14 protein-coding genes are annotated in these 13,514 nt (G+C 43.8%); 3 read left to right on the forward strand and 11 right to left on the reverse strand.

Annotated features, from left to right (window positions below; translation table 11 throughout):
- Positions 1-283 precede the first annotated feature (283 nt).
- A complete protein-coding gene (locus H8716_RS09390) occupies positions 284-1,261 on the forward strand; it encodes a DMT family transporter (RefSeq protein ID WP_249308412.1) in 978 nt (325 codons plus the stop codon).
- 133 nt (positions 1,262-1,394) lie between these two features.
- Here H8716_RS09390 and H8716_RS09395 read toward each other — a convergent pair whose 3' ends face one another.
- From H8716_RS09395 to H8716_RS09440, 10 genes are all read right to left on the reverse strand, one after another.
- The gene (locus H8716_RS09395; protein WP_249308413.1) at positions 1,395-1,868 is read right to left on the reverse strand and encodes a GNAT family N-acetyltransferase; all 474 of its coding nucleotides are present in this window, start codon (positions 1,866-1,868) and stop codon (positions 1,395-1,397) included.
- Positions 1,869-2,042: 174 nt separating this feature from the next.
- Positions 2,043-2,399, reverse strand: coding sequence for a VOC family protein (locus H8716_RS09400; protein ID WP_249308414.1), 357 nt, complete (start codon positions 2,397-2,399; stop codon positions 2,043-2,045).
- A complete protein-coding gene (locus tag H8716_RS09405; RefSeq protein WP_249308415.1) occupies positions 2,396-3,082 on the reverse strand; it encodes an MBL fold metallo-hydrolase in 687 nt (228 codons plus the stop codon). The genes H8716_RS09400 and H8716_RS09405 overlap by 4 nt, the downstream gene beginning before the upstream one ends.
- A gap of 56 nt (positions 3,083-3,138) precedes the next feature.
- Positions 3,139-3,402 carry a heavy-metal-associated domain-containing protein gene (locus H8716_RS09410; RefSeq protein WP_249308416.1) on the reverse strand — a complete coding sequence of 88 codons (264 nt, stop codon included), beginning with the start codon at positions 3,400-3,402 and terminating at the stop codon, positions 3,139-3,141.
- A gap of 230 nt (positions 3,403-3,632) precedes the next feature.
- Positions 3,633-4,292, reverse strand: coding sequence for an SGNH/GDSL hydrolase family protein (locus H8716_RS09415; RefSeq protein WP_249308417.1), 660 nt, complete (start codon positions 4,290-4,292; stop codon positions 3,633-3,635).
- A 4-nt stretch (positions 4,293-4,296) separates the two neighbouring features.
- The gene (locus tag H8716_RS09420) at positions 4,297-5,214 is read right to left on the reverse strand and encodes a dihydrodipicolinate synthase family protein (protein ID WP_249308419.1); all 918 of its coding nucleotides are present in this window, start codon (positions 5,212-5,214) and stop codon (positions 4,297-4,299) included.
- Between the two features lie 19 nt (positions 5,215-5,233).
- Positions 5,234-5,935, reverse strand: coding sequence for an N-acetylmannosamine-6-phosphate 2-epimerase (locus tag H8716_RS09425; protein ID WP_249308421.1), 702 nt, complete (start codon positions 5,933-5,935; stop codon positions 5,234-5,236).
- 31 nt (positions 5,936-5,966) lie between these two features.
- Positions 5,967-6,869: a carbohydrate ABC transporter permease gene (locus H8716_RS09430; RefSeq protein WP_249308423.1), complete on the reverse strand. Its 903-nt coding sequence runs from the start codon at positions 6,867-6,869 to the stop codon at positions 5,967-5,969.
- 17 nt (positions 6,870-6,886) lie between these two features.
- Positions 6,887-7,765, reverse strand: coding sequence for a carbohydrate ABC transporter permease (locus H8716_RS09435; protein WP_249308468.1), 879 nt, complete (start codon positions 7,763-7,765; stop codon positions 6,887-6,889).
- Between the two features lie 125 nt (positions 7,766-7,890).
- On the reverse strand, positions 7,891-9,162 hold the full coding sequence (locus H8716_RS09440) for an ABC transporter substrate-binding protein (protein WP_249308424.1): 1,272 nt from the start codon (positions 9,160-9,162) through the stop codon (positions 7,891-7,893).
- A 357-nt stretch (positions 9,163-9,519) separates the two neighbouring features.
- Here H8716_RS09440 and H8716_RS09445 point away from each other — a divergent pair, with 357 nt between their 5' ends.
- On the forward strand, positions 9,520-10,437 hold the full coding sequence (locus tag H8716_RS09445) for an ROK family protein (protein WP_249308425.1): 918 nt from the start codon (positions 9,520-9,522) through the stop codon (positions 10,435-10,437).
- Positions 10,427-11,284 (forward strand): MurR/RpiR family transcriptional regulator, encoded by an 858-nt coding sequence (locus H8716_RS09450; protein ID WP_249308426.1) that lies wholly within the window; start codon positions 10,427-10,429, stop codon positions 11,282-11,284. The genes H8716_RS09445 and H8716_RS09450 overlap by 11 nt, the downstream gene beginning before the upstream one ends.
- 51 nt (positions 11,285-11,335) lie before the next feature.
- Here H8716_RS09450 and H8716_RS09455 read toward each other — a convergent pair whose 3' ends face one another.
- Complete coding sequence (locus H8716_RS09455; protein ID WP_249308427.1) at positions 11,336-13,483, reverse strand: glycoside hydrolase family 36 protein; 2,148 nt, start codon at positions 13,481-13,483, stop codon at positions 11,336-11,338.
- Positions 13,484-13,514 lie beyond the last annotated feature (31 nt).

Here is a 13,514-nt window from a genome sequence, read left to right on the forward strand (position 1 = left end):
TGTTTTCTTTTGATATGTTTACTATATCATTGTTTTTTATAATTGTCAATCTCTTTTTTTATTTTAATTAAATATTCAGAATATTCTGTATTTTATTATTTATAATCTTCCGATTCCGTCTATAGTCTCACAGATTGCATGGTTGACAACTAACCTACAATATTGTTTAAAATAATAGAGTAAAGCGGACATTCGCAATCCGCGTTCAATTTTGTTTCCTTGACAAGCCTCATGAGGACTACTATACTCACTTTGGCAACTAATTTTTTAGGGACGATTTGATATGCACAAAAACGATAAAAACAAGATAAATACAAAAAAAGGAACCATTATTGGAACATTTCTGACCATTGCCGGTGGAATTCTGTGGGGAATTTCCGGTGTCTGCGGACAGTTTCTGTTCCAGAACAAAGATGTCACTGCATCCTGGCTGGTTCCCTTACGTCTGGTGACGGCTGGTTTTTTACTGCTGTGTTATTATTTAATTCGAGATAAAAGAAAAGTATTTGACATATGGAAAACCAAAAGAAACAGAATTGACATTATTATTTATGGTCTGGCAGGAATGATGTTATGCCAGTACAGTTATTTTCAGACTATCGAATGGTCTAACGCAGGAACTGCTACGGTTATTCAGTATCTGGGACCTGCGCTGATCGTTGTCTGGGTATGTCTGCAAACGAGACGCTTACCCGAAAAAAAAGAAGTTCTGGGAGTCATCCTGGCAGTTACCGGTATTTTTCTGATTGCCACTCATGGGAATCCAACTACACTGGCATTATCTCAAAAAGCTCTGATTATGGGGCTGATTTCTGCAGTTTCTGTAGTAATCTACACGGTAAAACCCGCCAGAATGCAGGCTGAATTTGACACGCCTCTGATACTGGCATGGGGAATGCTGATCGGCGGTACAGCTCTTACCATAGCATTCCGTCCCTGGAATAATAAGGTGATCTTTGACGGTGAAACATTCACAGCCCTTACCTTCATCATTCTGTTTGGAACCATGGCCGGATTCTCCATGTATATGACAGGAGTAAAAATGATCGGATCTGTAAAGGCAAGCCTTTATTCCTGCGTGGAACCGGTAGCCTCTATGGTATTAACCGCAGTATGGATGAAAGTCAGCTTCACTACACCGGATCTGATCGGAACAGTATTTGTAATTGCTACCATTATTATTCTGGCACTCCCTACACCTTTGAAAAAAGGCAGCGATTCTGCCTGCATGAAACTTTGCAAAAATCAGGAAGAAGTTTGATATTTCTTCCTGATTTTCATCTTTCATATGACTGACTCCTGCAATTTACAGTTCGAGATTCCATTTTAATTCCATCACAATAGCCGGCTTATCCAGATGAATTTTTCTCGGTATCATACAAATATCAGCTTTTCTATATTAATATATATTCCATCTGTCTTTCTTTTGTCTTCATTCCCATTTTTTCATAGAATTTTTCTGCTGAAGTATTTCCTGCCCAGACATTCAATGTTACTTCATAGCAGTTCATTCGCTTTGCTTCATTTTTTACATATTCAAACAAACTTTCTCCGATATGCTGTCCTCGCGCCTGTTGATCGACACACAGATCGTCTATAAAAAGTGACTTAAACTGCACCATATTGTTTGAAAATGGCTGCTCCTGCAATTGACAAAATGCATATCCCACACAAATATCTGCTTCGTTCGCTGCGATGTATATCGGCTTTTCTTTATTTTTCAAAAGCTCTTTCAATTCGTCTACCGTATATTTTGTCGTACTCGGAATAAAAATATCAGGTCTTATGTCTGCATGAATTTGCAGCACTTGCCCTAACAGTTCCATAATTCTGGGAATATCTCTTTCTTCTGCTTTTCTGATCATCATTTCACCTGTTCTTTCTTGAATAATATCACCAACTCCCTTCAAAATCAATGTTGGCTGATATGCATAAGTTTTTACAGCTTCAAGATCTGTTACATCGGGCAACACCCGCACTATGTCATGGAATAAAACAGAAAACCGCTGCACATAACTACAACGGTTTCATAACAGACAGATTTACGGTACGATTTCAAGCCAGTAACCATCAGGATCTTCGATAAAATAGATACCCATCTCTTCATTTTCGAAGCAAATGCATCCCATCTCTTTATGCTTTTTGTGTGCTGCTTCATAATCATCTGCCCGAAATGCCAGGTGGAATTCACATTCACCCAAATTATATGGTTGTGGATGATCTTTAAGCCAGGTAAGTTCCAACTCAAAATCACTTACATCATTGCTCAGATACGCAATGATGAAATTGTTGGTAGTCTTTCGTCTCACTTCATGCAGATCCAGGGCTTCGTTATAGAATTTAATAGAACGGTCCAGGTCTGATACATTATAATTCTCGTGAATCATCTTAAATTTCATAGCACTTCTCCTTTTGTACATTCTGTGTTTTTGATGCGTGACTTATATTGTGGATATTCTGTAATGAACCGCTTAATTACACTGGCATCATTCCAATAATGCATTGGAAAAATGGCATTGCAGTCTATATTTTCAAGGAAATACAGAATCCCGTCAGCATAGTGATCTTCCTGTCTTGGATCAAGGGGAACGAACGCCGCATCAAAATGCATCCCCCTGATTTTCCTGATCTCTGCACGATATGCCGAAGTAAGTCTCTGATTGTCAGCTTCCGGTTCACCATCCCAATACCAATCATTTAAATCACCAGCATGATAAATGATGCCTTCCTTCGTTTTGACAATAAATGCAACACCACTATCATTAGAAAGTAACGTATCGACTTGAGTACCATTATCCAGATTATATGTTTGATCGTGATAAACATAGGAAATCTTCATATCCGGCAACTGCTTCCTTTTGCGTATATCTTTTGCCAAAACTGCCTGATACATCATCCCCATATCATCAAGAATCTCAAAGATCCGGGGATTAAAATGATCCTCATGGAAGTGACTGCAAAAGACGATCACCTCTTTGTTCTTATCGAGAGGCGGCAATTCGCCTTTGTAATAATCGAAAATATAATAGCAGTCTTTGACCTCAACCAAAAAGCCGCTGTGGTTAATATAAGTTATTTTCATGGTATCACCTGCAAAAATCACATATTTCAAATTTGCTTTTATTGTATAGTTTTACATTATATTTGTAAAGCGCCAAAGTGAAAAAGCCCTTTTTTCTTGTACGGAGCGGAAGTAATTTCTCCGGTTGTATAACCGGTGGCATCAATCGTTTTCCGAATAGCTGCTTCATCCAAAGGTTCTTCAGATAGAATGACCGTTTCACCTTTGGAATGATTAGATGTCACTTTTTTCACCGGGAATGCCCCTCGAACTGCATCGTTAATATGAGCTTCGCACATGGCACAAGCCATACCAGAAATCTTTACTGTTGTCTTGATCATAATAAATCTCCTCCTATCTGAATTACTGATCTCTACGTGTTGTTCCAAAATAAGTAATATCACTCATTTATCGCGATACCCTATGGGGGTATTTTCATCATCAGTATATACACCAGTATTATAATTTGTCAATATTTTTTATAATTTAGAATTTTTCTTTTTTGTAACATTTTCTCCTATATATAGATAACAGGTGGGAATATCTCCCACCTGTTATCATATTTCAAATACTACAATCCGTTCCCCGGTATTATCTCCCGTACTTTCTTTGCCAGTGCCTCAGCCAGCTGCTGATGTCCTTCTGCAGTCAGATGCATATAGTCCACATCATTTGGCAGCGCAGATACCACCTCGTTGGCATCCAGAAATTCACATCCGGTCAGCTTTGCAATCTCCCTGTATTCTGCTGCCAGCCCCTGTGATTTTTCCGCACAGCCCGCTCCCATAGTGCTACGCACATGAGACTGTTCATACTCTTTTCCGATATTCTGCGGTGTTACAATCAGAATCTGAGGCTTCTTTTCTCTCCAGCAGTCTGTTATTGAGATGGCTTTCTGCACCAGACGTTTCAGTCCCAGCGCGATACATGCGGAAGACGCTCCGAAACGTTCCTTTGTATCATTGGTTCCCAGCATAATGATCAGCAGGTCTACCGGTTCATGACTCATCAGACACGGATAAATATAATCCAGTCCGGAGAGTCCCTCAAACAGCGGATCGTTAAAGCAGGTGGTTCTGCCGCTTAAGCCTTCTTCCAGTATCAGATAGTCCTCTCCCAATTCTTTCTGAAGCAGGCAGGTCCATCGTTCATTCTCATCGAATCTTCCATCATTCATGGCACAGTAGCCATGGGTATTGGAATCCCCAAAGCATACAATATGCTTTTTCATATGATCACCACTCCTTTGTCTCTTCTACAGCCTTTCTGATATCCTGATACAGAGTCTTCAGATCTGGATCATCCACAGATACCGGCAGGAACGGAAGCCTCGGATCTCCCATCGGGCAGCCATCCAGCGTGATGATGCCTTTTACCGCACCGTGCATAGACGGGAAGCTGCACAGACGATAGATCAGAGGCGTCACAATATTCTGAATCTCTGCGGCCTTTTCCCATTCACTGCGTTTAATCAGTTCATCCATCTTCAGATACAGTTCCGGCATAGCCCCATAGGTACCGCCGATTCCGGCATCTGCACCCAGCAGCCTTCCTGCTACGAACTGTTCATCCGGTCCGTTAAATACAATAAAGTCTTTTCCACCGGCCAGCTTGAATCTTAAGATATCCTGGGCAGGATCAGAAGAACACTTTACACCGGCCACTCTCTCATTTTCCAGCATACGGTTGAATAAATTCATAGACAGATTGAATCCTGTCAGCTGCGGGATATTATAGATAAAGAATGGCAGATCTGCAGCTTCTGTGATCTTGGTCCAGTGCCGATATACGCTTTCTTCACTCGGTCTGTAATACACACATGGAACTGCTGAGATTGCCGCAGCACCAATCTTCTCTGCATGAGCGGCCAGGATACAGGAATGTCTGGTGTCTGCGCATCCTACATGAACGATAATATTCATATCTTTTCCCACTTCATTTACCACGGTCTCCGCTACCAGCATTCTCTCCTCGGTATCCAGCAGGAATCCCTCACCGGTACTTCCGCAGACATACATCTGTTTAATTCCTTTATCACGGAAATATCTGCTTACCGCTTTGACAGCTTCCACATCCACGCTGCCGTCTTTCTGAAACGGTGTATTCAGTGCAACGGTTACATTTCTGAATTTACTCACATCATATTTTGACATCTTCCCTGTTCCCTCTCCTCTATTCTCGATTTTCTACAGCTTTGATAAAACGGGTGGCAATCTCCATCGGTCTGGTAATTGCTCCTCCTACTACTACGGCAAAAGCGCCTGCTTCCAGCATCTTTACCGCATCTTCCGGCGAATGGACTCTTCCCTCTCCGATGACCGGAATATCCACCGTTTCTGCCAGTCTCTTTACCAGTTCATAATCCGGTCCGTTCAGCTTCACCGAATATGGAGTATAACCGCTCATGGTGGTTCCCACCAGATCCATGCCTAGCTTCCACGCACGAACCCCTTCTTCATAAGTAGAGATATCTGCCATCAGAATCTGATCCGGATATTTCTTTCTCACTTCTGTCATAAATTCTTCTATGCTCTTGCCATCCCCGCGCTTCATATCCGTACAGTCCAGTGCAATAATATCCGAACCGACTTCTGCCAGTTCGTCCACTTCTTTCATGGTCGGCGTAATAAAGCTCTCGAATCCCGGATAATTGATCTTGATCAAACCAATTACCGGAAGGCCTGTTTCTTCTTTGATTGCCACCACATCACGAATACTGCTGGTACGGATCATCGGTGTGCCCGCCCGTTTCGCTGCTCTGGCCATCAGATACATAATCGATTTTTCTTCCACATACAATGGCTCCCCAGGCACTGCCTGACAGGATACAATTACTTTGCCTTTGATACTGTCAAATATTTCCTGCTTTGTCATACATACAACTCCCTTCTGTTACTCCCCAACCTTATCCTTTTACAGCTCCCATAGTAATACCTTTTGTAAAATACTTCTGGAATGCCAGGAATACAATGATGATCGGCACTGCGGCCAGCGCAGCTCCCGCCATGATCAGACCAAAGTCTGTGGCATTTTCCGCCTGCAGCTTGGCAATACCAAGGGAAATCGTCAGATTACTGGTACTGCTGAGCATAATCAACTGCATAAAATAGTCATTCCAGGAATTGATAAAGGTAAAGATGGCCAGTGCACCTACACCCGGTTTGATCATCGGATATGCAACAGATACAAAAGTTTTCCACTCATTTGCCCCATCGATCTTAGCTGCCTCCATCATCTCTGTCGGAATACCTTCTGCAAACTGCTTGATCAGAAAGATTCCAAACGGCCATCCTACGATCGGGAAAATTACAGCCCAGATGGTATTATACAGCTTCAGTGCTGACATTTCACGTAATAATGGAATCAAAATAACCTGTTTTGGAAGTGCCATGGCACATACAATTAAGGTAAATACTACGGAACGTCCAATGAAACGTTTCTTTGCCAGTGCATAGCCTGCCATAGCCGCGGTAAAGCAGGTCAGGAACATGGATACGACTGCCATAAATACAGTATTTATCAGCCAGCGTACTGCTGCCGGAACCACAGGACCAGCGAATACCTTTTTAGTAAATGGAATTGCCAGTTCCCATAACGGTGCAGTCTGTCTGCTGAACAGCTTTTCATAGTTTGTCGAAACCCATTCCTGCGGCCACCACTGTGGTGACGGTGCATTGATTGCCATACTGGTCTTAAAGGATCCGGTAATAATCCAGTACAGAGGAAATGCAAATCCAATTGCAATGATGGTAATCACAATCAAAGAAAAAATCCGATAGGCTTTTGCGCCCATTGTTTTGCTTTTCATTTGCTTCTCCTCCTTTCCTATTCTGATTTCGCAAGCTTAAACTGAATACCGGACAGAATCGCAATAGCCAGTGCAAGCACTACGCCCATGGCATTTCCATATCCATAACGGTACAGCTTAAATGCGGTATGGTAAATATAATACATAATGGTATCCGTACTGTGGTTTGGTCCGCCACTGGTCAGCAGCTGAATCAATGCGAAACACTGGAAGCTGTTGATGGTCGTGATAACCAGAATATACAGAGTGGTCGGCTTGATCTGCGGCCATTTGATTTTCCAGAAGCACTGCAGTCTGGTGGCTCCATCCACCTCTGCTGCTTCAACAAGACTCTGATCCACATTATCCAGTGCAGATACATACAGGACGATTGGCTGGCCTACCGATGTGGTAAGCAGAATCAGTATAATACATCCCAGTGCATATTTTTCATCTCCCAGCCAGTTGATGTTCTGCTCAATCAGTCCGGTGGCTTTTCCTACATAGTTAAAAATTCCATAATAATTATTGAACATCCATTTCCATACTACGGTAACCGCAACAGATCCTGTTACCACCGGCAAGTAGAATACGCACCGGAAAACAGAACACAGCGGGCCTCTCAGATTCTGGATCACCGAACTTACCCACAGCGAAAAAATACATACCACAGGTACCGATACCAGCACGATAATAATAGTATTTCTAAGAGCCCCCAGGAACACCTTATCCTGGAACAATTCGATATAATTTCCAAATCCGACAAAGATATCTTCCCTGTTCATCGTAGAATCAAAGAAACTGGTGATGATACACTGGATCATCGGATAGATAACAAATCCAAGGAAGAAGATCAGACTCGGGAGCATAAATGCGTATCCGGCAATTGTCTCTCTTCTTACCAGAGCTTTTGACATACGGCTTTTCGTTGACACGTAATCTCCTCCTATTACTTATGGTGATTTAGCCAAAAACACCCTTCCCGCACGTAATATACAGGAAGGGTGCGTGACTTTCATTTACAAAGTCGGTTTTTTTCAAATTAGTTTGCTGCTGCAGCGGCTGCATTGGCTGTTGTAACGAATTCGTTCACTGCTTCTGTTACATCTGTGCCGGAACCGATCTGCTGAAGCATATTCCACCATGCGGTACGAGCTTCTGCCCATCCGCCAACTACCTGATAGTAGTCGCCCATGTATGGGATAAATGCGGAGTATTCCGTCATCAGGTCATCGCCTTCGTAGATATTGCCAAGGTCTTTTACCGGCCAGTAGCTGGAAGCTTTTACGCTTTCCGCTGCCTGAGTCTCATCATTTGCCATGAAGTCGATAAATGTCTTAGCTGCTTCGATCTTAGCTTCGTCTCCGTTATCAAAGATACCGAATCCCCAGATACCGCCACAGAGCTGTGGGTTACCATCTTCTGAAGGGAATGCCATAGGAAGTACGTCAAATGCTATGTTCTCTGCGTTGTTCTTTTCCTGAGCAATGTTCCAGCAGAAAGCCATTCCCAGTGTTCCGTTGCAGAACAGGTTGATTTCATCGCCGCCTGCAATAGATGCATCAAAGTTGATTCCATCCATGGATTTCAGCAGTTCCAGTGCCTTGATATTTTCCTCGCTGTCTGCTGTATATTCGGTATGTTCTGCATTGGTGAATGTTCCGCCATACAGGTTGTTTACAAGAGCTCTTGTTCCCTGGTCTCCACCCTGTCCGCTGCAGTATACTGCGCCGACATTCTGCTGTCCGTTGTCATAAACTGCCTGAACTGCTTTTACAAAGTTCTCTGTTGTCCAGGTATGTGTCTCTTCATCCAGATACTGAAGTGCATCTGCTGCTTCGAAAAGATCTCTGTTGATTGCCATAGTATGTGCTGTCATGCAAAGTGGATATTCATAGAATACACCATCATTGTTCTGGCATGCAGATTCTACAGAATCATAAATTGCTTCTTTTGCTTCATCTGTCCACAGATCAGCCAGATCTACCATCAGTCCTTTTGCTCCCCAGTTCGCTACCAGACGTTCCGGTCCTTCCAGAACGATATCAGGAGCCTGTCCTCCTTCGATTGCCGTATTGATCTGGTCATCACCATTGGTATAATCAAGATATTCTACTTTTACGTTGATATCTGGATGTGCTTCGTTAAAGTTTGCAATCAGTCCGTCTACTACTGCGGAATCTCCCCAGCTTCCTACCGGATAAGTCCAAAGTGTAATATCAGTAGCTTCACCTTCTGCAAAAACATTCACAGTATTCAAAGAAAATACCATACCTGCTGCAACCGCAAGTGCCATCGCTTTACGGAATTTCATAATAAAACCCTCACTTTCTGGCGAATTCTTTTCGCCATCATATTGTCTGATTTGCTTTTTCTTTTTCGCTTCTGTTCAGCATATTATTTGTTTTTTCGTTTGCTCACCCATATTTTTATGTATATGCTGTACATCTTTTTGTGAGATTTCTTCCCGGGATTGTGAAATCTCGCCAGTTCTTATAGTCCTATCATATCCGGTTTTTTATCCACTGTCAACACATTTTTTAAAATAATTTTCATTATTTTTTATTTTTGAAAATCTTTTGCATTTTCTCTTGAAAATCCAAAAAAGTTTATGCTATAGTAATCATTAAGAAGAAATATTCTGTCAGAACAGAAGGGAGAAACAGCTTCTATGAAAACCATGGTTCTGGATATTGGCGGAACTGCTATTAAGTCTGCCATTTTTGAAAATGATCAGTTATACGATATTCGTGAAACAGCTACTCAGGCATCTCTGGGCGGTGCACATGTCATGGAGACCGCAAAGAAAGTGATTTTTTCTTATAAGAAACAATACAATTTTTCTGCCATTGGTATCAGCACGGCCGGACAGGTAGATCCGGTACACGGACGCATTATATATGCCAATCAGAACATTCCCGGATATATCGGCACACCCATACGTGAGATCATGGAATCTGCTTTTCAGGTTCCTGTCTATGTGGAAAATGATGTTAATGCTGCCGCTCTGGGAGAGGCCGTTTACGGCGCCGGACGTGGAGAATCCGATTTTGTCTGCCTGACCTATGGTACCGGTGTAGGCGGTGCCATGTTCACAAACGGAACTCTCTACCATGGAAGTTCCTGCTCTGCAGGTGAATTCGGTGCCATGATCCTTCATCCGGAAGACCGGCATCCAGAAATGGATATGTTCTCCGGATGCTACGAAAAGTATGCTTCTACCACGGCACTGATTCGTAAAGCACAAGCCTATGATCCATCTATTACAAATGGCAAACTGCTTTTTGAGCGTTTTCAGGAACCTCCGATTCGACAGCTGACAGACCAGTGGATTCAGGAGATTGTCTATGGACTGGTTTCCATTACCCATATGCTGAATCCAGCCTGTATCATCCTGGGCGGAGGTATTATGGAACAGCCTTATATTCCGGCCAGGATCGAAGAGCTGCTTCTTCCGTCTGTGATGTCCAGCTTCCGTCAGGTAAAAATCCAAAAAGCCACTCTGGGCAATCAGGCCGGCATGCTGGGAGCTTCCACATTACCAAACATCCATTCTTCTACAAAAGGGGGTATTGATTTTGACAGGTAACATTTTAGAATCAATTACTGCACAGTATCATTCTCTGACCCGTTCCGGGAAGAAACTGGCAGACTACATTTTTGCACATACTGGGGAGGCACAGTATTTTTCGATCTCCACTCTGGCTGAAAACAGCGGCGTCTCTGAGGCTTCTATTACACGTTTCTGTCATGGTCTGGGTCTTGCCGGTTACAATGATTTCAAGCTGGCTCTGGCCAAGACAGACCGTGTGACAGATATGGGCGAATTGTCTGACTCACCTCAGTCCATTGCTTCCGATGACAGCTTAAACTGCATTTTCCAGAAAATCCACCAGGCAAGTGTCCTTTCTCTGAATGAGACTCTTGGCTTACTGGATGAAAATACCATCAGCCAGGCGGTAGATCTTCTGGTGAATGCTGACCGAGTATACTGCTTTGGACATGGAGGCAGCATGGTAATGGCCATGGAAGCCTGGGCACGTTTTTCCACTGCATCTTCCAAGTTTATTCAGATTACCGACTCCCATATGCAGATCATGGCCACTGCCCTGGCCACTGAAAAAGATGTGATTCTGGTATTTTCCTACTCAGGCTCTACCAAAGATATGGAATCTACCCTGCAGACCGCCAAAATGCACGGTGTTCCCGTTATTCTGATTACACACTATCCGAATTCCAGAGCCGCAGAATTTGCCGACGTGGTTCTTCTGTGCGGATACAATGAAGGACCGCTCCAGTCCGGCTCTATCCCGGCCAAAGTAGGACAGATGCTGCTGATTGACTGTCTGTTCTACGGCTTTTGCCGGAAGAATCCGGAAGCCACTGCTGCCGCACGTTCCGCCACGGCCGAGGCTATCGCGCAGAAATTGCTTTGACATAAAATCAAATGGCTCCTCGAAAGTCGATTCTTTCGAAGAGCCATTTTCTTAATCTCTGATCTCAAACAGTCTCGCCGTATTTTCTTCTGGCAGCTGCACCGTTAAAGTGCCCTGATTCGCATTCCATGTGAACCTTTCTTCTGCATAGGATGGATAAATACAGTTTACCACTGCAACTTTCTCTTTCAGTCCTGGTATCGGCAGATCTACCGTATCTTTCTGTCCTTTTCTTCTCCAGACTGCCACATATCTCCTTTCCCCACACTTCAATCCCAGTGCAGACCATTCATCTGTAAAGGAAGACAGTCCCAGCGGCCAGAACGGTAAACTTGCTGCAATATCCCCGCGGATACGTTTATACACCTCAATGCCCTCTTTTACCAGTCCAAAACGCATCTCATCCAGCTTTGCCAGATGTCCGCTCTGATGAATACGCAGAAGCATGGCATTGACCATGTTAAATACTGTTTCCTCCTGCAGCGCCCGTTCGCTTACCTCCTCTTCATGATTCATCGGATAAGCCCAGACTGCTGCCTGCTCCGGTGTGACCGCTGTCGGTGCATTCGCCGCAATCGTCGCATACAGACGGTAATCATCCTGATCACTGGTGGACTGAATACTATATCTGGACAACATGGCATAATCCATCCGCAGCCCGCCACTGGAACAGTTTTCAATAATCAGATCCGGGTAACGTGCCCATACCCCTTCCAGCCACTTCAGATAGGCACGTTCATGCTCCAGCATTCCCTGTCCCATGCTCTCAGTGTCAATCTCTGTACCGATGCCCGGTTCAATATTATAGTCCATCTTTATATAGCCTACGCCATACTCTTTTACGATACGGTCTATTACAGAATCTGCATATTCCCGTACCTTCGGATTGCGATAATCCAGCTGGTATCTGCTTCGATCATAAACCCGTTTTCCATGACGCACAAAGAAGTACTCATCCGGGAACTCTTTCGCCAGATCACAGTAGATTCCCATGACTTCCATCTCCAGCCATACCCCAGGAATCATTCCCTTGCTTCGGATATAATCCGTCACCTTCCGGACACCGCCTGGAAAACGCTTTTTACTTTCCTTCCATTCCCCCACGCTGTCCCACCAGTCACCGTCGGCATACCATCCGGCATCTATACAAAAGTACTCACATCCTGCCTCTGCTGCTGCATCAATCAGCGGGTATTCTTCTTCTTCTGTCGAATGTCCCCACAGACAGTTCATATAATCATTAAAGATTACCGGAAGTTTCTTATTGTCTTCATTTTCCCGGCGGATTCTGCGGCGGTAAGCTGTCAGTGTATCTATTGCCTGATTCAGTCCGTCATGTTCGCATTCCGGTGCTCCTGTCACGCCTACAGCCACAGGAACAGAAGTAAAAGATTCTCCTGATGTCAGATTTTTAAACCAATGGGAATAGATCTCATTCGGTCCGCTGACTGCCAGATAAAGATGTCCATTCTGATCCCCAATCTCCCAGTGCCAGGAACCGTTATGCTCAATCTGCCAGAAGAGTCCCGTTCCCACACAGGTATTCTCCAGATATGCCATTGGCAGGTATTCCTTAGCAGACCAGTTTCCTGTATTGGAAATCCGAATCATACCAGATGAACGCTGAATCCGTTCCGGCTGAATCTGATCCATGCCAAGTTCCGGCAAAGTATAACATTTCCAGTTCAGTTCCCTCTGCCAGCTGTTATGTGGAATCCAGACACGCATCTTCTCATCTCGTGGGGCCAGTCCCTCTTTCTCGATTCCTTCATAATTAAATCCTGAGATATATTCCACCGTCTGCGTTTCTGTGCCTTCATTTCGGATAACTTGCCACATACGTACTATAGCCAGGCCATCATAGAACTGCACATAAGCATCTACATATACATCTGTCAGATCGTCTCTGAGCACAAAAAGCAGCTGCAGTCCATTTTCATTCCGACTTTCACTGTGACTGACATACTTCATGCGGTACCCCGGCGCTGTTACAATATATTTATTTCCGTGCCGTTCATACGGCCGGTCAAATCCAGACAGCTGCAACTCCACGAATCGGAATCCATAATCCATGGATTCTACTTTAATGTCCTCTTTCTGAAAAGGCAGCGATGACACGTGCAACAGCCGAAGATCCTGCTTTTCATCAACTCCCCAGACAATGTAGATCCCATTTTCATGATAACTCAATAACTTCATACCCGCCTCCGTACTGTATTTTTGTCATTTA

Origin of the sequence: Jingyaoa shaoxingensis (genome assembly GCF_014385005.1) — a bacterium.
Classification (GTDB): Bacteria; Bacillota; Clostridia; order Lachnospirales; family Lachnospiraceae; genus Marvinbryantia; species Marvinbryantia shaoxingensis.

Excerpts from the sequence above, each read along its gene's own strand:
- H8716_RS09390 (WP_249308412.1), top strand. The coding sequence starts at position 284 with ATGCACAAAAACGATAAAAACAAGATAAATACAAAAAAAGGAACCATT.
- H8716_RS09395 (WP_249308413.1), bottom strand. The coding sequence starts at position 1,868 with ATGATGATCAGAAAAGCAGAAGAAAGAGATATTCCCAGAATTATGGAA.
- H8716_RS09400 (WP_249308414.1), bottom strand. The coding sequence starts at position 2,399 with ATGAAATTTAAGATGATTCACGAGAATTATAATGTATCAGACCTGGAC.
- H8716_RS09405 (WP_249308415.1), bottom strand. The coding sequence starts at position 3,082 with ATGAAAATAACTTATATTAACCACAGCGGCTTTTTGGTTGAGGTCAAA.
- H8716_RS09410 (WP_249308416.1), bottom strand. The coding sequence starts at position 3,402 with ATGATCAAGACAACAGTAAAGATTTCTGGTATGGCTTGTGCCATGTGC.
- H8716_RS09415 (WP_249308417.1), bottom strand. The coding sequence starts at position 4,292 with ATGAAAAAGCATATTGTATGCTTTGGGGATTCCAATACCCATGGCTAC.
- H8716_RS09420 (WP_249308419.1), bottom strand. The coding sequence starts at position 5,214 with ATGTCAAAATATGATGTGAGTAAATTCAGAAATGTAACCGTTGCACTG.
- H8716_RS09425 (WP_249308421.1), bottom strand. The coding sequence starts at position 5,935 with ATGACAAAGCAGGAAATATTTGACAGTATCAAAGGCAAAGTAATTGTA.
- H8716_RS09430 (WP_249308423.1), bottom strand. The coding sequence starts at position 6,869 with ATGAAAAGCAAAACAATGGGCGCAAAAGCCTATCGGATTTTTTCTTTG.
- H8716_RS09435 (WP_249308468.1), bottom strand. The coding sequence starts at position 7,765 with ATGTCAAAAGCTCTGGTAAGAAGAGAGACAATTGCCGGATACGCATTT.
- H8716_RS09440 (WP_249308424.1), bottom strand. The coding sequence starts at position 9,162 with ATGAAATTCCGTAAAGCGATGGCACTTGCGGTTGCAGCAGGTATGGTA.
- H8716_RS09445 (WP_249308425.1), top strand. The coding sequence starts at position 9,520 with ATGAAAACCATGGTTCTGGATATTGGCGGAACTGCTATTAAGTCTGCC.
- H8716_RS09455 (WP_249308427.1), bottom strand. The coding sequence starts at position 13,483 with ATGAAGTTATTGAGTTATCATGAAAATGGGATCTACATTGTCTGGGGA.